Source organism: Gordonia iterans (assembly GCF_002993285.1).
GTDB lineage: Bacteria > Actinomycetota > Actinomycetes > Mycobacteriales > Mycobacteriaceae > Gordonia > Gordonia iterans.
Genome location: NZ_CP027433.1, coordinates 2,446,730 through 2,469,412, shown reverse-complemented (window position 1 = coordinate 2,469,412; position 22,683 = coordinate 2,446,730). Strand labels below are relative to the sequence as shown.

General features: G+C 70.4%; 21 protein-coding genes. 12 read left to right on the top strand and 9 right to left on the bottom strand.

Features of this window, described 5'->3' with window-relative positions; genetic code table 11:
- Positions 1-4: 4 nt before the first annotated feature.
- On the bottom strand, positions 5-1,132 hold the full coding sequence (cobG, locus tag C6V83_RS11335; RefSeq protein WP_105942483.1) for a precorrin-3B synthase: 1,128 nt from the start codon (positions 1,130-1,132) through the stop codon (positions 5-7).
- A gap of 44 nt (positions 1,133-1,176) precedes the next feature.
- Between cobG and C6V83_RS11330 the strand changes: the two genes are divergently transcribed.
- On the top strand, positions 1,177-1,458 hold the full coding sequence (locus C6V83_RS11330; protein WP_105942482.1) for a hypothetical protein: 282 nt from the start codon (positions 1,177-1,179) through the stop codon (positions 1,456-1,458).
- A gap of 94 nt (positions 1,459-1,552) precedes the next feature.
- Positions 1,553-2,482 carry a hypothetical protein gene (locus tag C6V83_RS11325; RefSeq protein ID WP_105942481.1) on the top strand — a complete coding sequence of 310 codons (930 nt, stop codon included), beginning with the start codon at positions 1,553-1,555 and terminating at the stop codon, positions 2,480-2,482.
- Positions 2,483-2,559: 77 nt separating this feature from the next.
- Here C6V83_RS11325 and C6V83_RS11320 read toward each other — a convergent pair whose 3' ends face one another.
- Positions 2,560-4,461 carry an HNH endonuclease signature motif containing protein gene (locus C6V83_RS11320; RefSeq protein ID WP_159067505.1) on the bottom strand — a complete coding sequence of 634 codons (1,902 nt, stop codon included), beginning with the start codon at positions 4,459-4,461 and terminating at the stop codon, positions 2,560-2,562.
- Between the two features lie 366 nt (positions 4,462-4,827).
- On the bottom strand, positions 4,828-5,175 hold the full coding sequence (locus C6V83_RS11315) for an SRPBCC family protein (protein ID WP_267893988.1): 348 nt from the start codon (positions 5,173-5,175) through the stop codon (positions 4,828-4,830).
- A gap of 294 nt (positions 5,176-5,469) precedes the next feature.
- Between C6V83_RS11315 and cobN the strand changes: the two genes are divergently transcribed.
- From cobN to C6V83_RS11285, 6 genes are all read left to right on the top strand, one after another.
- On the top strand, positions 5,470-9,273 hold the full coding sequence (gene cobN, locus C6V83_RS11310) for a cobaltochelatase subunit CobN (protein ID WP_105942479.1): 3,804 nt from the start codon (positions 5,470-5,472) through the stop codon (positions 9,271-9,273).
- 100 nt (positions 9,274-9,373) lie between these two features.
- Positions 9,374-9,934: an FxsA family protein gene (locus C6V83_RS11305; protein WP_105942478.1), complete on the top strand. Its 561-nt coding sequence runs from the start codon at positions 9,374-9,376 to the stop codon at positions 9,932-9,934.
- Positions 9,935-10,019: 85 nt separating this feature from the next.
- Positions 10,020-10,766, top strand: coding sequence for an SMP-30/gluconolactonase/LRE family protein (locus C6V83_RS11300; RefSeq protein WP_105942477.1), 747 nt, complete (start codon positions 10,020-10,022; stop codon positions 10,764-10,766).
- Positions 10,767-10,815: 49 nt separating this feature from the next.
- Positions 10,816-12,441 (top strand): amidohydrolase, encoded by a 1,626-nt coding sequence (locus tag C6V83_RS11295; protein ID WP_105942476.1) that lies wholly within the window; start codon positions 10,816-10,818, stop codon positions 12,439-12,441.
- 92 nt (positions 12,442-12,533) lie between these two features.
- Positions 12,534-14,126: an apolipoprotein N-acyltransferase gene (lnt, locus tag C6V83_RS11290; RefSeq protein WP_105943884.1), complete on the top strand. Its 1,593-nt coding sequence runs from the start codon at positions 12,534-12,536 to the stop codon at positions 14,124-14,126.
- Positions 14,116-14,892 (top strand): polyprenol monophosphomannose synthase, encoded by a 777-nt coding sequence (locus C6V83_RS11285; protein ID WP_105942475.1) that lies wholly within the window; start codon positions 14,116-14,118, stop codon positions 14,890-14,892. Before lnt ends, C6V83_RS11285 begins: the two co-directional genes overlap by 11 nt.
- A gap of 90 nt (positions 14,893-14,982) precedes the next feature.
- Here the strand turns inward: C6V83_RS11285 and C6V83_RS11280 are convergent, their stop codons facing one another.
- Positions 14,983-15,327 carry an RNA polymerase-binding protein RbpA gene (locus tag C6V83_RS11280; protein ID WP_105942474.1) on the bottom strand — a complete coding sequence of 115 codons (345 nt, stop codon included), beginning with the start codon at positions 15,325-15,327 and terminating at the stop codon, positions 14,983-14,985.
- 188 nt (positions 15,328-15,515) lie between these two features.
- On the opposite strand from C6V83_RS11280, the gene C6V83_RS11275 reads away from it, so the two are divergent.
- From C6V83_RS11275 to C6V83_RS11260, 4 genes are all read left to right on the top strand, one after another.
- Positions 15,516-15,797 carry a hypothetical protein gene (locus C6V83_RS11275; protein WP_105942473.1) on the top strand — a complete coding sequence of 94 codons (282 nt, stop codon included), beginning with the start codon at positions 15,516-15,518 and terminating at the stop codon, positions 15,795-15,797.
- Positions 15,797-16,945, top strand: coding sequence for a DUF475 domain-containing protein (locus tag C6V83_RS11270; protein WP_105942472.1), 1,149 nt, complete (start codon positions 15,797-15,799; stop codon positions 16,943-16,945). Before C6V83_RS11275 ends, C6V83_RS11270 begins: the two co-directional genes overlap by 1 nt.
- A 71-nt stretch (positions 16,946-17,016) precedes the next feature.
- Positions 17,017-17,820: an adenylate/guanylate cyclase domain-containing protein gene (locus C6V83_RS11265; protein WP_105943883.1), complete on the top strand. Its 804-nt coding sequence runs from the start codon at positions 17,017-17,019 to the stop codon at positions 17,818-17,820.
- Positions 17,817-18,092 carry a hypothetical protein gene (locus tag C6V83_RS11260; RefSeq protein WP_105942471.1) on the top strand — a complete coding sequence of 92 codons (276 nt, stop codon included), beginning with the start codon at positions 17,817-17,819 and terminating at the stop codon, positions 18,090-18,092. Before C6V83_RS11265 ends, C6V83_RS11260 begins: the two co-directional genes overlap by 4 nt.
- A 95-nt stretch (positions 18,093-18,187) precedes the next feature.
- On the opposite strand, the gene C6V83_RS18355 is transcribed toward C6V83_RS11260, so the two are convergent.
- The 5 genes from C6V83_RS18355 to C6V83_RS11240 all read right to left on the bottom strand — a co-directional run bounded on the left by C6V83_RS18355 (position 18,188) and on the right by C6V83_RS11240 (position 22,614).
- A complete protein-coding gene (locus C6V83_RS18355) occupies positions 18,188-18,343 on the bottom strand; it encodes a hypothetical protein (RefSeq protein ID WP_159067504.1) in 156 nt (51 codons plus the stop codon).
- Positions 18,344-18,427: 84 nt separating this feature from the next.
- Positions 18,428-19,279: an ABC transporter ATP-binding protein gene (locus tag C6V83_RS11255; protein WP_105942470.1), complete on the bottom strand. Its 852-nt coding sequence runs from the start codon at positions 19,277-19,279 to the stop codon at positions 18,428-18,430.
- 25 nt (positions 19,280-19,304) lie between these two features.
- Positions 19,305-20,384 carry a FecCD family ABC transporter permease gene (locus tag C6V83_RS11250; protein WP_199832498.1) on the bottom strand — a complete coding sequence of 360 codons (1,080 nt, stop codon included), beginning with the start codon at positions 20,382-20,384 and terminating at the stop codon, positions 19,305-19,307.
- Positions 20,381-21,580 (bottom strand): ABC transporter substrate-binding protein, encoded by a 1,200-nt coding sequence (locus C6V83_RS11245; protein WP_105942469.1) that lies wholly within the window; start codon positions 21,578-21,580, stop codon positions 20,381-20,383. Before C6V83_RS11245 ends, C6V83_RS11250 begins: the two co-directional genes overlap by 4 nt.
- Entirely contained in the window at positions 21,577-22,614 is a 1,038-nt protein-coding gene (locus tag C6V83_RS11240; RefSeq protein WP_105942468.1) for an LLM class F420-dependent oxidoreductase, read from the bottom strand. The genes C6V83_RS11245 and C6V83_RS11240 overlap by 4 nt, the downstream gene beginning before the upstream one ends.
- Between the last annotated feature and the right edge of the window lie 69 nt (positions 22,615-22,683).

The window sequence follows — 22,683 nt, the reverse complement described above, 5'->3', positions numbered from 1 at the left end:
GCCGCTACCGCGACTGGTCGTCCGGGAGCGGAGCGATGCGGACCACGTTGTCCGGGCCGGCGCCGCACGACCGCTCGCATCCGACCCAGTGCTCGTGGCCGTCGAACTCCGCGCCGGCTTCGACGTGCTCGACGAGCAGGCGCCGGACGTCCGCGCGGCTCTTGGCGCAACCAGGCGAGCCGGTGCAGGCGCTGACTCGCGTCCACGGCGAGGTCGCATCGAAGACGAAGCCCATCGGGGCCAGGACACGCACGACGGTTTCCGCGACGCCCTCGGTCAGATCGGTGATGAGAAGTTCCCGGTCGGGCGTCACGATCAGCGGTGAGCCGATCGCCGCAGCGAATTGCGCCTGACGCGCCGACAGTCGGCCGAACGGCGTCACGGTGCCGAGCAGCACTCGGCCGTCATCCTGCTCGAACCAACCCACTCGAGGCCCAGTCGCCGGTTCTGCGGCCCCCGGCGCTGAGCCGGACGCGCCGACGGCGGAGAGTCCGTCGCGCAGACGCTCCTGCGCGTCGACCGGCAGGTCGGCGATGCGCCACTCGTCGCGGCGTTGCGCCAGGAACCTGCGTGCGACGTCGAGCAGCGCTCCGGGCACTGCGTCCAATGGAACGACGCGGCCGGTCCGGTGTCCGCCGACGACCAGCTCGGCGGCGTCGTCGCCGGTCCACACGCCCACCACGTCGGGCGTGCGGGACAAGACGTCTCCGCGGCCGTCGTCGAGTCCGAACCAGAATCGGCCAGACAGCTCTCCGGCCCAGTCGGCCTCGGTGAGCGCGGCGTGCAGCCGGTCGGCGACGTCCCACAGTGCGTCGGTCCCGCCGATCCGGCCGGTCAACGGCGAGACGACGACGTTGCGAACGCGGTCGTGCGTCCGGGCGCGTGCCAGCCCGGCCGTGACCATCCGGTCGGCGAACTCCGGCACCGCTTCGGGACCGATTCCGCGGACCTGAACGTTGGCCCGGCTGGTGAACTCGAGGTGGCCGTCGCCCAGTTCCTCGGCGGCGGCGGCGAGCGCGTCGAGCTGCGCGGGTTCAATCCGCCCGCCGGGCAACCGGAGCCGCGCGAGCCGGCCGTCGGCGGCCTCATGGGTCGCGAAGACGCCCGGGCATCTGTCGGCGGGTCTGCTCACGTTCTCCAGGGTAGAGACCGGCGACGTGGCCTACCCTCAAGCCCGTGGAAGCAGCGGCGACGAGCCTCGATCCGGCTGCGGCGCGTCCTCGCGTCGACGCGCTCGCGGACCTGGCCGTCGCGCTGATCGGCTCGGGGTTCGGCAGCGGCGAAGCCTTCTACCTCGTCGAGCTCGCCGCGCAGGGATTGGGCATCGGCGACGCGGCCGTCCTCGACTTCGGGACCGCGGTCTCGATCGAGTACGTGGCCTCGGACGGATCGTCGATCGCCCGGACCCGGACCACCGGCCGCGTCGGCACCATCGACTGCCGCGCGATGAAACTCTGAGTCAGGTCGCCGAAGGTGCGGCGGCGGGAGTGGTCGATGCGGACGGCGTGCGGTCCGCGGTTGCGGCGATCCGGGCTCAGGGCGGACCTCGGGTGTGGGTCACCACTGCGGGGATGTCGTTGCGGGCTTTCGCATCGCTCTACAGGTCGGGATCGGCTGGCTGCCCGCGTTGGTCGCCGCTGCGGCTCAGGTCGTGGTGACGCTCTTCGCCGCGCTGCTGGGCAGGTTCGGCGTTCACCGCTTGTTCGCGTGCGCCGGTCAGGCCGTGCTTGCCGCAGCCCTCATCGGGGCGGCGCACTGGGCCGGTCTCATCCGGGGCATCGATGCCGCGGCTTCTCTCGGCGTGCCCTGGTTGCTCGCGATTCCGTTGCCGGTGCTCATCGCGATGGTCGTCGACGTCGTCTACGAACACCCCGCGGGAGCGATGGCGCGCTGCTTCGTGGTGCTACTCGGCGGAGGCGGGGTTGCGCTGGGAGCGTACGCGGTGCTGAGCGTCCTGGCCGCCCTCGATCCGCCAGAGCACCGGGACATCGTGTTGCCCAGCCTGCCGATCTGGTTGGGGCTGATCGCCGCGGTCGTCGGCGCGGTCGCGAATGCGATGGCCAACGGCGGCGGGCCGGATCTGCTGGCACCCGCCGCACTGATCGGTCTGTTCACCGCCGGAGTCAACCAGGCCCTGCTGCACGCAGCGCACGTACCGGCGTCGTGGGCGACATTCGGCGCTTCGGTGGTGCTGTGCTATGCGTGTGCGTTCTGGTCGCGTCGCAGTCCCTACCCGGTGAGCGTCCTGGCGCTGATGGGCATCACCGGTGCGATCATCCCCGGCCTGACGGTGTACGTGGGGGTGGCCGAGACCGTCTTCGGGCAATCGGGTACCGGTGCGTTCTCGCAGGCGGTCCTGACCGGCACCGGAATCGGCGTGGGGGTGGCCGCCGGGGTACTGCTGGCGACTCGTCGCCTGCGCGGACGCCGGCGGCACCGGATCGGCCGTGGCCGAGCGCGTCTGCTGTTTGCGGATCGCTGATCCGGTGACGGTGGGGACGACGTCGGCGGGTGGCGAGTCTCGGGCAGCCCCGGGCGGCCTGGCCGCGGGTGGTGCGGTCAGGATGCCTGTGCCAGGAGCCGGGTGAGGATCTGTTCGGCTCCCGAGGGCGGGTCCGGCGGGCCGTGTCCAGTCAGCGGGGACGGTCGGTGCACGACGATCATCGTCGGTCTCGGGCCGCTCGGCTCGTCGCCGGGTGGTCCGGTGTCGCCAAGTGACCCGGCGTCATCGGATGACCCGGTGTCGCCAAGTAGCGCGGCGTCGGGTGGCCCGAGATCGCCAAGTGGCTCGGCGTCGCCGGGTGGTCCGGTGTCGCCATATGGCCCGAGGGTTTCGGGTGGTCCGAGGTCGCCGTGCGGCCCGGCGTCGCCGGGTGGTCCGGGGTCTTCCGGTCCGGCTGCTGTGGTCGGGTGGCTGTGCCCGGGGTCGGGTGCGAGGCGTTCGGGGTGGAACAGGATGTTGCTCTGCCACCGACTGTCGCGCCCGACCGGGCGCCAGCCGACGCGTCCGGCGTCGGGACCGAAGGTGAGGACCGTCGACTCCCAATGCCCGGCAGTCTTGCCGTTCATCCGGTTATGACGTCCGCACGCCCCACCCAACCGGTCGATATCGGTCTGTCCGTTGTCGGTCCAGTCGGGCATATGGTGGGCTTGGGTGCGGATGAACGGCACGGTGCAGCCCGGCGCGGTGCAACCCCGGTCGCGGGCGAACAACGCCAACCGCTGTGCGGCCGTGGCGAAGCGGCTGGCCCGCCCCAAATACAAGACTTGTCCGGTGGCTTGAGAGAACACCGCCAGATACGGGACCGTATCCGCGGCGAACTGCACCAGATCCGTGACCGGGATGCGGGTGCCGGTCGCGGTCCAGGCGATCCCGGCCTGCCGCGCCAAATCCTCATCGGTCACGGTGACCACGGTCTGCGACGGAATCCGCGTCGGGGCGGGTTGGCCGGCCAGCGCTGACGCCCAGTCGCACAGGGCTTCGAGGGCGTCGTGTTGACGCTGCCCGAGCGTGCGGGTGTCCCGCTCGGCCGCGGCGGCCAGGACGGCGGGGTCGAGGCCGGGCTGGTCGGCGGCCCCGCGTGGGGAGTCCGGGTCGGCGGGATTGTTCATCCCCGCCGCAGCCCACTGATGCAAGACCACCTCCAGCTTGGCCCGCAGGACGGGGGTGAGCAGGGCCCGGACTTTGCTCATCAACTGCCGGTTCTGCGGCTGCAGATTGAACGTACGCCGCCGGGCCCGGTCGTGGTCGTCGGCCAGGGTGCCGTCGGGGTCGAGCCACGCCAGGATCCGGTTACCCACCACCGTCACCGCGGCAGGGTCCAGACGCCGCGCCGCATCAGCGAGCATGGCTTCGGCTTTCACCCGGTCATCGTGGGTGACCGCCGAGGGCAGCTTGTCCATGATCTCGGTGACCGCGGCCGCGTGGGCGGCGCCGGCCTCGCCGTCGGCGACCGCGGTGGCGGTGGCGGTCAGGTGTGGTTGGAGGCGTTCACCGGTCAGGGTGCCCATGGCGGCGATGCCTTCGGCGGTGATCCGGCGGCGGCGGGCCTCCCCGGGCCCCAGTCGCACCCCGTAGGCGTACAGCTGGTGGACCGAGATGTGTCCGGCGGTGCGGTACACGCCCCGATCGGAGATCTCCACGTACAGGGCGGCATCGAACACTTCGGCGCGGCGGCGGCACTGCTCACGCGCATCGAGCAACCCCAACAAACCGTCCTCGGACTCGGCAGCCAACAGAGAGGTCGCCTCCGTGGTGAGGCGCTTCTCGGCGGCGGTCTGCACCGCCAGCAGGTCCGCGGGCGACAGGTTCGCGACGAGCGCGGCCGGATCGAAACCAGCAGGATCGGCGCCACCACGATCGGCGCTGGCAGGGTCAGCACCGGCCGGAGCAGCCACCGAGCCATCGCGCGCACCCGCGGCAGCAGCGTCGTCGTCGTACGAGATGCTGTTGACGGCCACGATGTTCACCTCCCCCGAAGTTGCTGTTCCCGCTGGTAGAACCAGTGATTCTGGTTCTCTGTGTGTCTGACGTCACTTTACGACAGGGGTGTGACAAAACTAGTTCTCGACCACATGGTCGAGGGTCAACCGGAGAGAACGGTGGTGATCTCGACTCGTGGTTCCTGAGCCCGTCGAAGGGTGGTTCCTGAGCCCGTCGAAGGGTGGTTCCTGAGCCGTCGAAGGGTGGTTCGTGAGCTTGTCGAAGGGTGGTTCGTGAGCTTGTCGAAGGGCTGCGCTCGCTCAAACTCCGATGAGGTGTTCGCCCAGTCGGAGAGGAGGCTCGCTCAAACATCGATGCGACGCTCGCTCAATCGGCGTTGCTCGTTACGAATTCTCGGCGGCCCGCACGAGGTCGTCGAGGTCGGCGCGCATCATCTTCCGGGCGACCGCCGCACCCAGAGGCGCCGTCACCTTCCCGAGGAGCGCTTTGAATCCGGTGGCGGTCGAGTCGCCGGCGAATCGCATGGTGATCGTGGTGCTGGCCGGCGACACCGAGGTGAGCGTGAACTCGGTGCGGTAAGCGACTCCGCGCGAGAGCGAGGTGATGACGGTGCGGTGCGGAGCGTCGACCTCGGCGACGGTCATCTCCTCGGTCTCCTCGGCGCCCATGACGGTCCGCGTCTCTCGCCACACGACGCCGGGTGCGTACCCCTCGCCCTCGACGCGTTCGATCCGGGCGACGCCCTACAGCACGTCGGCGGCGGCGTCGAGGTCGGTGAGGACGGCCCAGACCCGTTCGACGGGAGCGGCGGCGGTGCGTTCGACGATGACGGTCTTCACCCGACTAGAGTGGCATCCGATTCGATGAGGCGGAAGCCGGTGTGAGGCCGGCACGGTCGCGCCACTGTGTGGCCCGGGTTCCCGGGCCGAGTCAGACCCGCCTCGTCGTCCGGCGTCCCGCCCCCTTTCGGGCCGCCGCACCGTCGACGCCGGGCGCGCCACCCGGCAGGGAGTAGGCATCTGCCCGTGATCACACTGCTGTCCACCTCGGACACCGACCTTCGCACCGCCGCCACCTGCGGCGCCGACTACACCGTCGCCAATCCGTCGCGACTGCTGCTCGACGAGGTGCCGGCGCTGATCGAGCACGCCGACCTGGTGGTGGTGCGGCTGCTCGGCGGCCGTCGCGCATGGGAGGAGGGGCTCGACGCGGTGCTCGCCGGCGCGGCGCCGGTGGTGGTGCTGTCCGGTGAGCTCAACCCCGATCCTGATCTGATGTCGCTGTCGACGGTCCCGGCCGGTGTCGCTGCACAGGCGCACAGCTATTTCGTCGCCGGCGGGCGGGAGAACTTCGCGCAGGTCCACCACTTCCTCTCCGACACCGTGCTGCTGACCGGGCTGGGCTTCGATCCGCCGGTCGAGACGCCGAACTGGGGTGCGCTGGAGCGGCCGGGGACCTTTCGACAAGCTCAAGGGGCGGCGGGTGCTCAAGGGGCGGCGGGGGTGCCCGAGCGGCCGGGGACCTTTCGACAAGCTCAAGGGGCGGCGGGTGCTCAAGGGGCGGCGGGTGCTCAAGGGGCGGCGGGTGCTCAAGGGGCGATGGGGGCGGGGGGTGCTCAGGGGGCGGCTGGGGCGGAGGCGCGAGACCGCGGACCGCGTCCCCGGATCGGGGTGCTGTACTACCGCGCCCAGCACCTCGCTGGCAACACCGAGTACATCGACGCGCTGTGCACGGCGCTGGAAGAGCGCGGGGCCGATGCCGAAGGCATCTTCTGCGCCTCGCTGCGCGCCGCCCCGGACGATCTGATCGCGCACCTCGGCACGTTCGACGCCCTCGTGGTGACCGTCCTGGCAGCCGGCGGAACCACCCCGGCCACGGCGAGCGCCGGTGGCGACGACGAGGCATGGAACGTCGAACGTCTTGCCGCCCTGGACATCCCGATTCTGCAAGGCCTGTGCCTCACCTCGTCGCGAGCCGACTGGGTGGACAGCGACGACGGCATGTCGCCACTGGACGTGGCGAGCCAGGTGGCTGTGCCCGAGTTCGACGGACGCATCATCACCGTGCCGTTCTCGTTCAAGGAGTTCGACGACAACGGGCTCCCGTACTACGCGCCGGACGCCGAGCGCTGCGCCCGCGTCGCGGGCATCGCGATCGCGCACGCGCGACTGCGGCACGTGGCCGCTCCCGACAAGCACGTCGCGCTGCTGCTCTCGGCGTACCCGACCAAGCACGCCCGCATCGGCAACGCTGTCGGCCTGGACACCCCCCGCTCGCTCATCCATCTCCTGCGGGCCCTCGGCGCCGCCGGCTACGACCTCGGTGACGGCTCGATTCCGGGCCTGGGATCCACGCCGGACGACGACGATCCCGACGCCCTGATGCATGCGCTGATCGACCAGGGCGGCCAGGACTCGGACTGGCTCACCGAGGAGGCGCTGGCCGCGAACCCGATCCGGGTGAGCGCGGCCGACTACACCGCGTGGTTCGACCGGCTCCCCGAGGGTCTGCGCGCCGACGTCGTCGAACACTGGGGCCCGCCGCCCGGCGAGTTGTTCGTGGACCGCAGTGCCGACCCCGCCGGGGAGATCGTGATCGCGGCGATGACGTTCGGCAAGATCGTGCTGCTGGTGCAGCCGCCCCGCGGATTCGGCGAGAACCCGGTCGCGATCTACCACGATCCGGATCTGCCGCCGAGCCACCACTACCTGGCGAGCTACCGCTGGCTGGCGTCCCGGTCCGGCGACGACGGCTGGGGTTTCGGCGCGGACGCGATCGTGCACATCGGCAAGCACGGCAACCTCGAGTGGTTGCCGGGTAAGACGATCGCGATGTCCGCGGAGTGCGGCACCGACGCCGCGCTCGGCGATCTGCCGCTGATCTACCCGTTCCTGGTGAACGATCCGGGCGAGGGCACGCAGGCCAAGCGCCGGGCGCACGCCGTGCTGGTGGACCATCTGATTCCGCCGATGGCCCGGGCCGAGACCTACGGCGACATCAACCGGCTGGAGCAGCTGCTCGACGAGCACGCCAGCATCTCGGCGCTCGACCCCGCCAAGCTGCCGGCCATCCGGCAGCAGATCTGGACGCTGCTGACGGCGGCCAAGATGGACCAGGATCTGGGCCTGACTGACCGGCCCGAGGAGGACGTGTTCGACGACATGCTCCTGCACGTCGACGGCTGGCTCTGCGAGATCAAAGACGCCGCCATCCGCGACGGGCTGCACGTGCTGGGTCAGGCACCGGATGCGGAGATGGAGATCGACCTGGTTCTCGCGATGCTCCGCGCACGACAGCTCTGGGGCGGCAGCCGCACGCTCCCCGGCCTGCGCGAGGCGCTCGGTCTCGATGAGGAGTCGACCGAGCGACGGGAGGTGGACCGGGTCGAGGCGGTCGCCCGGGAGCTGGTGACCGCCTGCGCGGCAGGCGACTGGTCGCCCGAGACGGTCGACGCGGCGGCTCAGGGACACCCGGAGGCAGTCGGGGAGATCCTGCACTTCGCCGGCGACGAGGTGTTGCCGCGACTGCGGGCGACGTCGTGCGAGATCGATCGCGTGCTGCACGCCCTGAACGGCGGCTTCATCCCGGCCGGCCCGAGCGGCTCGCCGCTGCGCGGCCTCATCAACGTGCTGCCCACCGGGCGCAACTTCTACTCGGTCGATCCGAAGGCGGTGCCGTCGCAGCTCGCCGCCGAGACCGGCCGGGCGCTGGCCGACTCGCTGGTGGAGCGTTACCTCACCGACCACGGCGAGTATCCGAAGTCGGTCGGCCTGTCGGTCTGGGGAACCAGCGCCATGCGGACCTCCGGCGACGACGTCGGCGAGGTGCTCGCGCTGCTGGGCGTGACTCCGGTCTGGGACGAGGCCTCGCGCCGCGTCACCGGCCTGGAACTGATTCCGCCGGGCGAGCTCGGCCGCCCGCGCATCGACGTGACGATCCGGATCTCCGGCTTCTTCCGGGATGCGTTCGCGCACGTCGTCACGATGCTCGACGACGCCGTGGCCCTGGCTGCGAACGCCGACGAGCCGGACGAACAGAACTACGTCGCCGCCCACGCCCGCGCGGCGCTCGCCGAGCACGGCGACGCCCGGCGCGCGACGACCCGGGTGTTCGGTTCCCGGCCGGGCACTTACGGCGCCGGCCTGCTGCAGCTGATCGACTCGCGTCAGTGGCGCACCGACGAGGACCTCGCGGCGGTCTACACCGAGTGGGGCGGCTACGCCTACGGGCGCGGTCTGGACGGCGTCCCCGCCGTCGACGACATGCGTGCGGCCTACCGCCGGATCGCCGTCGCCGCCAAGAACACCGACACCCGCGAGCACGACATCGCCGACTCCGACGACTACTTCCAGTTCCACGGCGGCATGGTGGCCACCGTCCGGGCGCTGACCGGCGAATCCCCCGAGGCCTACATCGGCGACTCGTCCCGCCCGGACACCGTGCGGACCCGGACGCTGTCGGAGGAGACCGCCCGGGTGTTCCGGGCGCGAGTGGTGAACCCGCGTTGGCTGGCAGCGATGCGCAAGCACGGGTACAAGGGCGCGTTCGAGATGGCGGCCACCGTCGACTACCTCTTCGGTTACGACGCCACCACCGACGTCGTCGCCGACTGGATGTACGAGAAGCTCACCGAGCAGTACGTGTTGGACGAGACCAACCGCGAGTTTCTGGAGAAGTCGAATCCGTGGGCGCTGCACGGCATCGCCGAGCGCCTGCTGGAGGCGAACGAGCGGGACATGTGGCAGGCGCCGCCGCCGGAACTGCTCGCCCAGCTGCGCCGGGTGTACGTCGAGGCCGAGGGCGAGATCGAGGGGCGCCGCGAAGAGTAGGGGCGCCGCGAAGAGTGGGGCCGGGAACGGAATCGCGCCGTCGTGCGTTCTACCGATAGGTAAGTCGCACACACGCCGCTCGGCGTGGGAAGGTCGGAAAATGAAGCGCTGGATCTTCGTCGGATATCTCGCGGTGGAGATCGCCGCCTTCTGGGCGATGGTGCATTTCCTCGGCTGGGCGTGGGCGTTCGTCATCACCATCGCTGCCGCGGCCGTCGGGTTCGCGGTGCTCGGCCGCCGGGCGCGCGACATCTTCGCTGGGGCCCGGAGCCCGGGCGCAGATCGCTCGTCCCCGCGCCAGGCGTTCACCGATTCAGCCCTCTTCGCCGGGGCGTCGGTCCTCACCGTGCTGCCGGGTGTGGTGAGCACCGTGGTCGGCCTGATCTTGCTGTCGCGTCCGGTCCGCCGTCGCCTGGAGCCGGTGGTCGCAGCCGCGGCGACCCGTAAGGTCTCGGCGCTCGCCGATCGGATCACCGTGGTCGGCATGACCCCGAACGGCTACGTCGACGGCACCGTCGTCGCCGAAGGCCGCGCCGAGGGCAGCGTGATCGTCGAGACCACGATCCGCAATCCGGACGGCAGCATCTTCTCCGAGCAGGCGGCCCTGCCCACGGTGATCGACGGCGAGACCACGGCAGAGCGATCCGACCGCCGGCGCTGAACTGTTCTCCGCCGTTCAGGCTTCCGTTCGGCAGATCGCCGCGTATCCGCCCCTGGAGAACCTGGGTTTCGACGGCCACGGCCGGATGCTGCTGTCCCAGCAGACGCCCGACGGAACCGGTGGTGCGATCGTCACCCGGTCACCGTCCGGCCGCACGGGCGTCCTGGCCCGCGATGTCGACGGCCCCGGGGGCATCGCCTCCTCCGGTGGGCACGTCTATTTCACGACCGGCAATTCACTGGTGTCCGGCCTGGTCGGTCGTACCGACGGTACCGTCTTCTCCGTCGATCCGGAGACCGGGTCGAGCCGGGTCGTCGCGCGCGGACTCACCCAGCCCAACGGGCTGGCGGTGCTTCCGGACGGCGACCTGGTCGTCAGTCGTGACGCCGGTGAGTACACCGGTCTCACGCTGGTGCGCACCAACGGGACCCGCGCACGCATCGCGCCCGGACTGACGTCGACCAACGGACTCTGGTGGGACGCCGTGCGGCAGCGTCTGCTGGTCACCACCACGTTCGATACGGTCACCCGGATCGCCGCGGTGGATCCCGCACGTCCCGAGCGCTGGCGCACGGTCGTCGCCCTCGACGGCTTCGGTCCGCTCAATGCGGCAGACGATCTCACGACCGATGCCGACGGGCACGTCTACGCGGCGCTCAACGCGTCCGCGAATGTGGTTCGGATCGATGCGAAGAACCGCGCCCGCTGCGTCATCGCAGACCGCGTGCCGTTGGTGTCCTCGGTGCGGTTCGGAGCGGGACCCGGCTGGGACTCGACGTCGCTGTACGCCACCAGCCTGCTCGGCGGCCTGTACCGGCTCTCGCCCCGCTGACTTGCGAGCCGCGGAGTCCGGGCGAACAGGACTCTGAGACACTGTCAGAGTGACCACGCAGCTCCTTCTCGGCGGCCTCGTCTACTCGTCTCCCGCAGTACCGGACGCTACGGCGTTCGCGGTCACCGACGGTGTCGTGGTCTGGGTCGGCTCCGACGAGGTCGGTCGCGCGCTGCACCCGGATGCGGAGATCGTCGATCTGCGCGGCCGCTTCGTCAGTCCGGCGTTCGTCGACTCCCATGTGCATCTGACCGACACCGGACTGGCCCTGGGCGGGCTGGATCTGTCGCGGACCACCAGCCGCACCGAGTGCCTGCGTGAGTTGGCGGCATATGTGGCGGCCCACCCCGATGAGGACGTGATCTGGGGGATGGGCTGGGACTCCTCGGCCTGGGTCGGCGCCGAGCAGGGCGATCGGCTGGCCCCCTCCACCGAGGACCTTGACGCCGTCGCCGGTGCCCGGCCGGTCTACCTGGCCCGCATCGACGAGCACTCGGCCGCGGCCTCGACCGCACTGCGCGAGCGCGTCGACGGTCTCGCCGGCGCGCAAGGGTACGACGCCCAGGCCCCGCTGTTCGCCGAGGCGCACCACCGGGTACGGGCTCACGCCCGCAGCCTCATCACTCCGGAGGGCCGTCGCCGGGCCCAGCTCCGTGCGCTCGATCACGCTGCGGCTCACGGGGTGGCGGCGGTGCACGAGAACGGTGGACCGGAGATCAGCGGCATCGACGACTTTCGGTCGATCGCCGACCTGGACCACGGAGTGCAGGTCCGCCGCTACTGGGGACAGTGTGTGTCTTCGGCCGACGAGGCGCGCACCGTCGTCGCCGAGACCGGCGCGCACGCGATCGGCGGCGACCTCTTCGTCGACGGCGCGTTCGGTTCGCACACCGCGCTGCTGACCGCGCCCTACAGCGATCGGCCGGGCACCCGGGGCGTCGCCTACTTGACACCGGAGCAGATCCGCGCGCACCTCCGGGCGACCACTGAGGCCGGAATCCAGGCGGGCTTCCATGTGATCGGCGACGCGGCCGCTGCGATGGTGGCCGAGGCCGTCGCCGAGCTCGCGGAAGAACTCGGAACCCCGGCCCTGGCACGGTGCGTGCACCGGCTGGAACACGCCGAGATGATCACCCCGGAGCAGGCCGCTCTGTTCGCGCGCTGCGGTGTGGTCGCCAGCATGCAGCCCCTGTTCGACGCGGCTTGGGGCGGATCCGATCAGTTGTACGCGCAGCGCCTGGGGGAGCGGGCGCACACGCTCAACGACTTCAGCGGTCTGGCGAAGGCGGGGGTCGCCCTCGCCTTCTCCAGCGACGCCCCGGTCTGCCCGATCGACCCGTGGGCGACGGTGCAGGCGGCCGCGCACCATCACAACCCGACCAGCGCCATCTCGCCGCGCGCGGCGTTCGCCGCGGCCACCCGGGGAGGCTGGCGGGCCGCAGGCGTCAACGACGGCGTCACCGGCACCCTGGTGCCCGGTGCGCCGGCGCACTACGCGATCTGGGAGATCTCCGACCTCGTCGTCGCCGCGTCACACGAGGGGGTGCAGCGCTGGTCCACCGACCCCCGGTCCCGGGTCCCGGCCCTGCCCGACGTGGCCCCCGGGGTCCGGTTGCCGCAGTGCGTGACCACGGCGGTGGCCGGTGAGGTGATCTACTCCCGGGATACGCAGTGACCGCGGGAGCTGCGCCGACCGTCGACCTCGGTCCTCTCACGCTGCCGCAGGCGGTGGTGCGCCTGCTGGCCGCGGCCGTCGCCGGGGTCTTGATGTATCTGGCGTTCCCGCCGATCGGTCTGTGGCTGCTGGCCCCGGTGTCTCTGGGCATCCTGTACGCGTGCCTCGCGCTCGGACGCCCGAGGGCCCGCAGTGCGGCGCTCACCGGCTTCGTCTTCGGCGTGGCGTTCTTCCTGCCGCTCCTGCCGTGGATCGGGGAGTTCGTGGGGGCCCTGCCGTGGATCGCGTTGTCGGTGGCGCTCTCGGCCTACCTGGCCCTCTTCGGCGCGATGGCGGCGGTGACGATGCGGCTCGCCCCGCCCGCCGCCGCACCGTTGTGGTTCGCCCTCTGCTGGGTGGTGATCGAATGGTTGCGGTCGTCGTTCCCGTTCGGCGGCTTCCCCTGGGGCGCAGCCGCATTCAGTCAGACCGAGGGGATCTTCTTGCCGATCGCGGGCTGGTTCGGGGTCCCCGGACTGAGCTTCGCGCTCGCCCTCGTCGGCGCAGGTGCGGCGGCGCTGCTCATCGTGCTGGCCAGATCCGCGGCGGAGGGATCCGGGAACAGGCGTTCACGGGACGAGTACCTGGCCCTCGTTGCCGCGGCGGCCTGCGTCGTCGTGCCGACGGGGCTGGCCGGGACGGCGCTGGGTACCGCGCCGTCGCCCACCGGCGGTCCGACACTGGCTGTGGCGGCCGTGCAGGGCAACGTGCCGCGGATGGGACTGGACTTCAACGCACAACGGCGCGCCGTGCTCGACAACCACTTCCGGGAGACCGTCCGGCTGGCCGAGGACGTCGACAGCGGCAAGCGGAAGCGGCCGCAGGTGGTGCTGTGGCCGGAGAACGCCTCGGACATCTCCCCGCTGGACAACGTAGACGCGGCCCGGGTGATCCAGGCCGCCGTCAACGCCACCGGCGTCCCGGTGGTCTTCGGCACCCTCCTGGCGGGCGAGCGCCCCGTGACCGGCGACGACGGGCCGACCAACACCGTGCTGGTCTGGGAGACCGAGAACGGTCTGGCCGCACCCGCACCGTCGGCCCGGTACGACAAGCACATCATCCAGCCGTTCGGCGAGTACCTGCCCTGGCGCAGCTTCTTCTCCGTCTTCTCGTCGTATGCCGACCGGGCCGGCAACTTCCGCGCAGGCACCGGACCGGCGGTGGTGCCGGTGAACACCGGAGAGGGCTCCGTGCTGCTCGGGGTCTCGACCTGCTGGGAGGTCGCCTTCGACCGCTCGCCCCGGCAGGCGGTGCGCGACGGGGCGCAACTGCTCTTCGTTCCCACCAACAACGCGACCTTCGGCCACACCGACATGACCTACCAGCAACTCGCCATGTCGCAGGTCCGGGCGGTCGAGACCGGACGCAGCGTCGCGGTGGTCGCCACCAGCGGCGTCAGCGCGCTCATCACCCCGGACGGGAAGATGCTCTCGAACAGCGAGATCTTCACCCCGGCGATCCTGACCGCCGACCTGCCGCTGCGTACCGGGAACACGCTCGCAGTGACGCTCGGACCGTGGCCCCAAGTGCTTATGGTGATCGCCGGAATCGGCGGATTTTTGGTCGCGGTGGCGCGACATACTAGGTTCGATACGTTCGGCGGACGCCGGGCGGGAGTAGACGAGGGGTCAGAGCATGACGGGTAGTCGACAGGGAGCCGAGCAGGTCGTCGGGCCGCAGGGCGCCGGTGGACTCGTTGTGATCCCCACGTTCAACGAGCGCGAGAACCTGCCGGTGATCATCGGCAGGCTCCTGGAGTCGCTGAGCGACATTCACGTGCTCGTGGTCGACGACTCCAGCCCCGACGGCACCGGCGACGTCGCCGAAGAACTCGCCGCGGCCGACGCGGCCCAGCGCATCCACGTGATGCATCGCACCGTCAAGGACGGTCTGGGCAAGGCCTACCTGGCCGGCTTCGCCTGGGGTCTGGAGCGGGACTACCCGGTCATCGTCGAGATGGACGCCGACGGCAGTCACGCGCCGGAGCAACTGCATCGACTTCTCGAGGGCATCAACGACGGCGCGGACCTGGTGATCGGGTCGCGCTACGTCCCGGGCGGGCGATTGGTGAATTGGCCCAAGCGCCGCGAGATCCTGTCCAAGGGCGCGAACACCTATGCGCGGCTCGCGCTCGGCACCGGCATCCGCGACATCACGGCCGGTTACCGCGCCTACCGCGCTCCGGTTCTGCGGGCGATCGGGCTCGACGACGTCGAGTCGGCCGGCTACTGTTTCCAGATCGACCTCGCCTGGCGCACACTCCAGCGCGGTTTCACGGTCAGAGAGGTGCCGATCACCTTCACCGAGCGCGAGATCGGCGAGTCCAAGATGGACGGCGGGGTGATCGCCGAGTCGTTCTTCAACGTCGCCCGCTGGGGCTGGCAGGGCCGGACCGCCCGCTTCCGCACGTAGCGACGCCGAGACGGCTCGATCAGAAGGCCGAAAGCGCCCGGACCGTATCGGTCCGGGCGCATCGTCGTCGGTCGAGCGGAGTCGCGACCCTCAGGCGGTGCCGCCGCGGCGGCGCTTCTGCAGCAGCGCCATTCGCTCCTTCAGGAGCTCCTCGAGCTCCTCCTCGGAGCGGCGCTCCAGCAGCATGTCCCAGTGGGTGCGCGGGGGCTTGACCTTCTTCTCGTCGGGCTCGGCGCCCTCCAGGATGGTGCCCTCCATGCCGTTCTTGCACGGCCACTTCGACGGGACCTCGGCGTCGTCGGCGAACGGGATGTCGAAGATCTCGCCGTTGTCCGTGCGGTACTGCACGATCCGGCGTGGCGCGAGGTCGTGATCGCGGTCGGTCTCGTAGCTCACCGCACCCATACGGCTTCCACGGAGTACTCGATCAGCCATGTAGCCCCTTTTCTCTCATCGTCAGGGTTTCCCTCACTTCAGGTCAACAGAACCATCGTACGCTCCGCGCCGGTGGGGGTCACCCGAGCGCCGCGTCCGGAACACGCCGGTGGGCGAGTAACGTCTCCCGTGTGCCCGAAACGACGACCCGAAGGCGCTCGTACTCCTGTGCGTGGTGCGGACGCGAGATGGTCGACTCCGACCGCGGACGCCGCCGCAAGTACTGCAAGCGCTCGTGCCGGCAACGCGCGTACGAACAGAGAACGCTCACCGAGGGCACCGGTATTCCCGCCGACGCGCTGATCCTCTCCCCGGAGGAGGCCGGCGCGCTCGGCGACCGGATGTTCGCATTGCGGTGCGCGGCGGAGGACCTGCACACCGCGTTGGCCGAGGGGGAGGACCGCGACGCCCTCGCCGAGATGGCGACCGACCTGATCGCGCTGGCCCGGGAGGCGGAGCGGCTGCGATGATGGCGGTCCGGACCTTCGCGCTCTCGGTGATCATCACCCTCGCCTCGCTGATCGTCGCGTATCTCTACGGCGGCCCGAGCGCCTTTCTGCTCTGCGCCATCCTCGGTGTTCTGGAGGTGTCACTCTCCTTCGACAACGCCGTGATGAACGCGACGATCCTGCAGCGGATGAGTCTGTTCTGGCAGCGGATGTTCCTGACCGTCGGCGTCCTGATCGCCGTGTTCGGGATGCGGGTGCTGTTTCCGCTCGTGATCGTATGGGCGACGGCGGGGCTGGCTCCGGCCGCCGCCCTGGAACTGGCGCTCAATCCGCCCGCACACGAGACGCCCGACAATCCCAGCTACGAGACCATCCTCACTGCTGCGCATCCGCAGATCGCTGCGCTGGGCGGCATGTTCCTGCTGATGATCTTCCTCGACTACCTGTTCGACGGCGATCGCGAGTTCTGGGGCCGGTTCGTCGAATACCGGCTCGCCCGGATCGGTCGCATCCGGCACGCCGCGGTGGTGGTCGCGTTGCTCGCGCTCCTGGGCGGCGCGGGGCTCGTCGGTCCCCACGAGCGGGCCACCGTGCTCACCGCAGGCCTCATCGGCATGCTGCTCTATCTGGTGATCCAGGGCTTGACCAGTCTCTTCGCCGAGGCGGGACAACAATCGACGGTCGGCGAGGAGACCGAGGTGTGGCCTGCCGCCGACGGCGGTGAGGAGCGTTCGCATCCGCGGCCCACGCCCGTTCCAGTGGCCGGCAAGGCCGCCTTCTTCCTGTTCCTCTACCTGGAGGTGCTGGATGCGTCGTTCTCCTTCGACGGCGTGATCGGCGCCTTCGCGATCACCTCCGATCCGATCATCATCGCGCTCGGCCTGGGATTCATCGGCGCGATGTTCGTTCGGTCGATCACGGTCTATTTGGTGCGCGCCGGCACGCTGGCCGAATACCGGTACCTGGCCAACGGTGCGCACTGGGCGATCGGGGCGCTGGCCACCATCCTCCTGGTCAGCCTGAAGTTCGAGGTGAACGAGGTGATCACCGGCCTGGTAGGGGTCACCTTCATCGGCGCCGCGATGATCTCCAGCGTTCGTGCGAACCGTGCCGAGGCCCGGGCACACACGGTCGCTTCGCATGAGTCGCGGGCCGGGGCCTCGGACTAGACTCTCTGTTCGTGAGGGCATCCGGTGAAGACGACGACGGCAGGGCTGCACGGACCGGTGCCGTGACGCCGATGACGCCCGACCTCGAGGCGCCGTCGCCGCTGCAGCGGGCCGGCGCACTGCTCGCGCGGACCGATGCCAGCGCGCCGATCGTGCGGGCCGCACAATTCGCCCGCCGCCTCGCCCCCGCCGAGCCGGTCACCGGGCGGATGACCTCGCTTGACCGCCTCTCCAGGGCGATCGAGGACGTCAACGGCGACCGACCGAGCGCGGTGCGGGAACTGGGCCTCGCGACCGTCGGGGTCTGGCGGTCGCTGACCGGGCGAAAGGCGCCGGATCCGTCGGAGCCCACCCCGGTGACGATCCTGTTCACCGATCTCGTCGACTTCTCGCGGTGGGCCCTGCGCGTGGGCGACGACCGCGTGCTCGAACTGATGCACGCCGTGAACGACGCGTGCGAACGGGTGATCACCGACCGTGGGGGACAGGTGGTCAAGACTCTCGGGGACGGGATGATGGCGGTCTTCGCCGACGGCGCCGAAGCGATCGCGGCCGCCCACGAAGCCACCGGAGCGGTGAGTGCGATCCGGGTGGACGCCTACCGGCCGGCCCTGCGCGCGGGGGTGCACACCGGGGCGCCGCGTGCCGTCGGCGACGACTTCCTCGGGATCGACGTGAACATCGCGGCGCGCGTGTGTGCGGCGGCCGGCGCCGGCGAGGTGTACGTGAGCGGTCCGACGCTCGAGCTGGCCGGACCCGAGGCGTATTCGGCGAAGCACAAGCGCTTCCGGGCCAAGGGCGTTCCCAAAGAGCTGAAGGTCTATCGGGTCGTTCCGCGGTACGAGGACGGCGGCGAGGGAATCGCGAGCGGATGAGCTCCGGGTTCGACGATGACGAACTCGAGGCCTACTACCGGATGATCGAGGCGCGGTCGGACGCACGGGAGCGCCGGCGCCGCCGGAACACGCCCGCGATCAGCTACGACGAGCCGGTGTGTCCGACCCCGGAGAAGATCGCCTATCCGACCCTCGCCGCGGTCACCGGCGCGATCCTGGCGGTAGGGCGCTCCTCGAGGAAGCCGCCGACGCTGCGCTGCTACGAATGCCGCTGCGGTGCGTGGCATCTGACCTCGTCACGGCGGATCTGACGACGCGCGAGGTTCCCGAGACCACGACGAAGGCCCCCGGTCGGTGACCGGGGGCCTTCGGTGATTCTCTCGGCGCTCAGCCGCGACGACGCAGTTCAGCCGCGACGACGTGGGGCGCCGAGCACAGCGACTGGCGTGTGCGCCACCTGCAGCTGCAAGCGGTCGGTGGCGCTCAGATGGAACCGGGCATTCAGGCGGCGGGAGTACCCGCGGACCTTCGACACGAGATCGGAACCGGTGCGATGCGGCATGCCGTCCTCCTCCTTCGATCATTTGTTGTCCACCTAGAGGTAACCAAAATAACGTGCGCAAGTCAAGTTCAGTTGCCCGCGTGTTCACTTTCCGTTTACCTTTCCCGGCCGAGTCTGCGCGCCAAGGGTGAACTGCAGAGAGGCCGCGTCGAACCGAAGTCTCCCCCGGTCGAAGACCGTGCCGATCTGCGGGGCGATCGCCTCGGGAGGGCCGGTCAGCAACCGGCCGCGCACCTCCGCCGGCACGTCCGGCGAGCAGCCCGGTAGCAGCCACACCTCGTCGGCCAGCCGCAACGCCAGCTCCAGCTCATGCGTGGACACGAGCACCGCGAGATCCTCCTCCCGCGCCAGCCGGGCCAGCATGTCGAGCAACTCCACCCGGGACGGCACGTCCAGGAACGACGTCGGCTCGTCCAGAATCAGCAGCCGCGGCTGCTGGGCGAGTGCGCGCGCGGCCATCACCCGCTGACGCTGGCCGTCAGACAGTTCGCCGCCGAGCCGTCCGGCCAGGCCAGCGGTGCCGGTCACCTCCAGCGCCCAGTCGACGACGCGGTGATCGCCGGCGCTCATGCGCGCCGAGACCCCCAGATGGGGGGTCCGCCCCAGAGCCACCACCTCGCGCACGCTGAGAAAGCCCGTCTCGACGCGCTCGGTCAACACCACGGCGACCGATCTGGCCAGGTCGGCGGTGCTCGTGCCGGCCACCTCGCGCCCGTCGATCAGGACCCGTCCGGCCAGCGCGGGTTGCAGCCCGCAGAGGGTGCGCAGCAGGGTCGACTTGCCCGAACCGTTCGGTCCGAGCAGCGCGGTGAGCCGGCCGGGACCCGCGGTCGCCGACAGGTGCGCGGCGAGGATCGTCGCCGCCCCGCGCACCCGCATCCCCGACCGCTTGGGCGGATAGCCGATGGTCAGATCGTCCAGGACCATGCCGGTCATCCGCCCACCCCGCTGGGCCGCGGCGTCATATGCCCACTCCACTCAACCGCCCGCGGCTCGCGCGGATCAGCACCACGATCACCATCGGCGCGCCGAACAGCGCGGTGATGGCGCCCAGCGGAAGCACCCGCCCGGTGCCCGGCAACTCGGCGATCACGCCGCAGATCAGCGCGAGGAGAGCACCCACGAGCAGGGTCGCCGGCATCACCTTGCGGTGATCGGAACTGCCGACCGCGAACCGGGCGAGGTGCGGCACCACCAGCCCGAGGAAGCCGATCGGCCCGCAGAAGGCCGTCGTGACCCCGGCCAGGATCGCCGCCGAGACGATGATCCGGATCCGGGTCGGGCCGATGCGGATGCCCATCGACCGGGCGTAACCCTCGCCGAGGAGCAGCGCGTTGAGCGGCCGGATGGTCAGTGCGGCGATCAGCACCCCGACGAGCACCAGCGGCACCATCAGCCAGAGGTCCTGGTAGGTCGAAGCCCGGAACGTGCCCATGCCCCATTCCAGGAACTGTTGCGCGAGTTGCGGTCTGGTCATCGTCAGCAGCACAGAGACCGCCGCGGTGCTGACCGAAGCCAGCATCACGCCGACCAGCAGCAACGACACCGAGGAACGGACCCACCGGGACAGCACCGCAATGATCCCCAGCACCAGGCCGGCGCCGGCGGCGGCGGCGATCACCATCCCGTTGCGGCCCATCGCGGTCAGGCCGCTGGTGAAGGCCCCCGCGGACGTGCCGCCGAGCAGCACCACGAGGGCCACGCCCAGGGAGGCGCCCGAGCTCGCTCCCAAGATGTAGGGGTCGGCCAGCGGATTCCGGAAGAGGGTCTGCATCTGCATGCCGGCCAGCCCGAGCGCAGCGCCCACGACCAGCGCGGTGACGGTCCGCGGAACCCGGAAGTCGATCACCACCGACGCGAACGGATTCGAGCGGTCGCCGAGCACCACCGCGGCGGTGTCGCCGACAGGTACGGTCACCGATCCGACGAACACCGACAGGACGACGCCCAAAAGAACGGCCAGCGACAGCAGGACGAGTACCGGCCAGGTCCGGCGGTCGCTGCCTTCCGGCGCCGGAGCGGGCGCCGACGGCGCGGTCACCGCCCTAATCGGCGGTAGTAGACGAACGTGTGATCCGGGAGCAGCTCGGGGTGCAGGATCGCCACGGTGTCGGCGAGCACCAGGTCGGGCCGGGCGCTGCCCGATTCGAAGAAGTCGTTGCCGCCGGTCGGCCCCATGGCCAGGTTCGCGTTCCATACCTGACCGGTGGCCACCGCTGCGAGATTGCGGTACCTCGGGTCCACCTTCTCCACGTCGGCGACGGTGGTCCACTGGTTGTCCGAGACCAGCCAGATCGGCACGTCACCGGCCCGGGTGACCACCTCCTCGAAACTCAGGTGCACCGACGTGCCCGACCGGTCGCTCCACGGCCAGTCGCCGCCGGCATCGCGAATCATGGTTCCGGCGGAGCTGTCGGCACCCGGCACCGTCCAGGTGCCCTGGAAGTCGGCGCCGTAGAGAATTCTGGTCGCGGGGACGCCGCGGGCCTTCTCGGCGAGCGCTCGGTACCGCTGCGCTATGCCGCCGAACACCTCCTGGGCTTTCGCGGTGGTCCCGGTGAGCACGCCGAGCACTTTGATCCACTCGGCAGTCGCCAGCGGACCCGCCTCGAGCCAGTCGGCGATCGCGATCACGGGGATGCCGGCGCGGCGCAGGACCGCGTAGGCCGGGTTCTCCGTGCCGTCGGTCAGCAGCACGTCGGGGCGCCCGGCGAGGACGCGTTCGGTGTCGACGGTGGCGCCCGTCGCATACTGGGTCACCTTGCCCTCGTCGACGCGGGCACGTACCTGCTCGCTGGTGATCATCGAGGTGTCGGCGGCGCCGGTGAGCGCGTCCAGCACACCGAGCTCGGTGAACCAGGGCAACTGCGTGGTCGATCCCGAGTAGACGGTTCGCACGGGGATCTCGACCGTCTGAGCGCCGGCCAGGTCGCCGGTCGGATCCGGCGCGGGCGTCCCGCACCGGACCAGGACGTAGCGCTGCGGCGGGCCGCCCGGGAACGGCTGCTTGACGGTGAGCACCGCGTAGTTCGGGTGGTAGGCGAGGGTGAAGTTCTTCGCGTACTCCACTGTCGCCTTGTCCGGGAAGTAGTCCCGTGCGGCGTCGTAGTCGGTGACACAGTCACGTGAGCGACCGGCGTCGTCGGTGCTCGTGGTGCACCCGCTGAGCAGCAGTGCCAGTGACGACAGCGTGGCGACCAGGACTCCGAGACAGGTTCTGCGCCTCGGGATGCTCACCCCTGTACCAGCTCTGCCAGCCGTCGCACCTCGTCGACCGAACGCGGAGAGACGAGCATCGTCGTCACGCCGGCCGCCGCCCAGACCGCGATCTGCTCGCGCACATGGTCTTCGTCGCCCACGATCGCCGAGTCGTCGACCACCGCGTCCGGAATCACCTGCGCTGCCTCGTCCTTGCGCCCGGAGCGGAAGAGAGCGGTCACCTCGTCGACCACCTCGCCGTGGCCCATCCGCCGATACACCTCGGCGTGGAAGTTGGTGTCTTCACTGCCCATCCCGCCCATGTAGAGGGCCAGCGCCGGCTTGATCCGGGCGTACACCGCGGGAGCATCGTCGGTGATCACGATCTGCGCGGTCGCGCAGATCTCGAAGGTCTCGCGGCTGTGTCGCGCGCCGGGCCTGGCGAAGCCCTCGTCGAGCCAGGAATTGTAGGTGTCGGCCATCCGCGGGGTGTAGAAGAGCGGGAGCCATCCGTCGGCGATCTCCGCGGCCAGGGCGATGTTCTTGGGCCCTTCCGCGCCGAGGAACACCGGGATGTCGGCCCGGCGCGGGTGGACGATCGGCTTGAGAGGCTTCCCCAGACCGGTGGCATTCACTCCGGCATAGGGCAGCGGGTAGTGCGGGCCGTCGCTGGTGACGGGGGCCTCCCGGGCCCAGACCTTGCGCATGATGTCGACGTACTCGCGGGTGCGGCCGAGCGGTCGCGCGAACGACTGGCCGTACCAACCTTCGACCACCTGTGGGCCGGACACGCCCAGGCCCACGATGTGGCGGCCCTCGGAGAGGTGGTCGAGGGTCAGCGCCGCCATCGCGCAGGCCGTCGGCGTGCGCGCCGACATCTGGAGGACCGACGTGCCCAGGCGCAGACGCCGTGTACGCGAGCCCCACCACGCCAGCGGCGTGTAGGCGTCCGAGCCCCAGGCTTCGGCGGTGAAGATCGCGTCGAAGCCGTAGGTCTCGGCCGCGTCGACCAGTTCGGCGTGATTGTCCGGGGGCTGTGCGCCCCAATATCCGAGTTGCAGACCGAGTTTCATGAAATTCAACCTATCCCGTGGAGTTCGTCCCGGGCGGGGAGAATCCCGGACGCGCTCGAAAGCACACGG

Coding starts and splice junctions, on each gene's coding strand:
- C6V83_RS11305 (WP_105942478.1), top strand. CDS start 9,374: ATGAAGCGCTGGATCTTCGTCGGATATCTCGCGGTGGAGATCGCCGCC.
- C6V83_RS18355 (WP_159067504.1), bottom strand. CDS start 18,343: ATGCCGCATCGCACCGGTTCCGATCTCGTGTCGAAGGTCCGCGGGTAC.
- C6V83_RS11300 (WP_105942477.1), top strand. CDS start 10,020: ATGCTGCTGTCCCAGCAGACGCCCGACGGAACCGGTGGTGCGATCGTC.
- C6V83_RS11270 (WP_105942472.1), top strand. CDS start 15,797: ATGGCGGTCCGGACCTTCGCGCTCTCGGTGATCATCACCCTCGCCTCG.
- C6V83_RS11275 (WP_105942473.1), top strand. CDS start 15,516: ATGGTCGACTCCGACCGCGGACGCCGCCGCAAGTACTGCAAGCGCTCG.
- C6V83_RS11260 (WP_105942471.1), top strand. CDS start 17,817: ATGAGCTCCGGGTTCGACGATGACGAACTCGAGGCCTACTACCGGATG.
- C6V83_RS11255 (WP_105942470.1), bottom strand. CDS start 19,279: ATGACCGGCATGGTCCTGGACGATCTGACCATCGGCTATCCGCCCAAG.
- C6V83_RS11285 (WP_105942475.1), top strand. CDS start 14,116: ATGACGGGTAGTCGACAGGGAGCCGAGCAGGTCGTCGGGCCGCAGGGC.
- C6V83_RS11265 (WP_105943883.1), top strand. CDS start 17,017: ATGACGCCCGACCTCGAGGCGCCGTCGCCGCTGCAGCGGGCCGGCGCA.
- C6V83_RS11280 (WP_105942474.1), bottom strand. CDS start 15,327: ATGGCTGATCGAGTACTCCGTGGAAGCCGTATGGGTGCGGTGAGCTAC.
- C6V83_RS11240 (WP_105942468.1), bottom strand. CDS start 22,614: ATGAAACTCGGTCTGCAACTCGGATATTGGGGCGCACAGCCCCCGGAC.
- lnt (WP_105943884.1), top strand. CDS start 12,534: ATGTATCTGGCGTTCCCGCCGATCGGTCTGTGGCTGCTGGCCCCGGTG.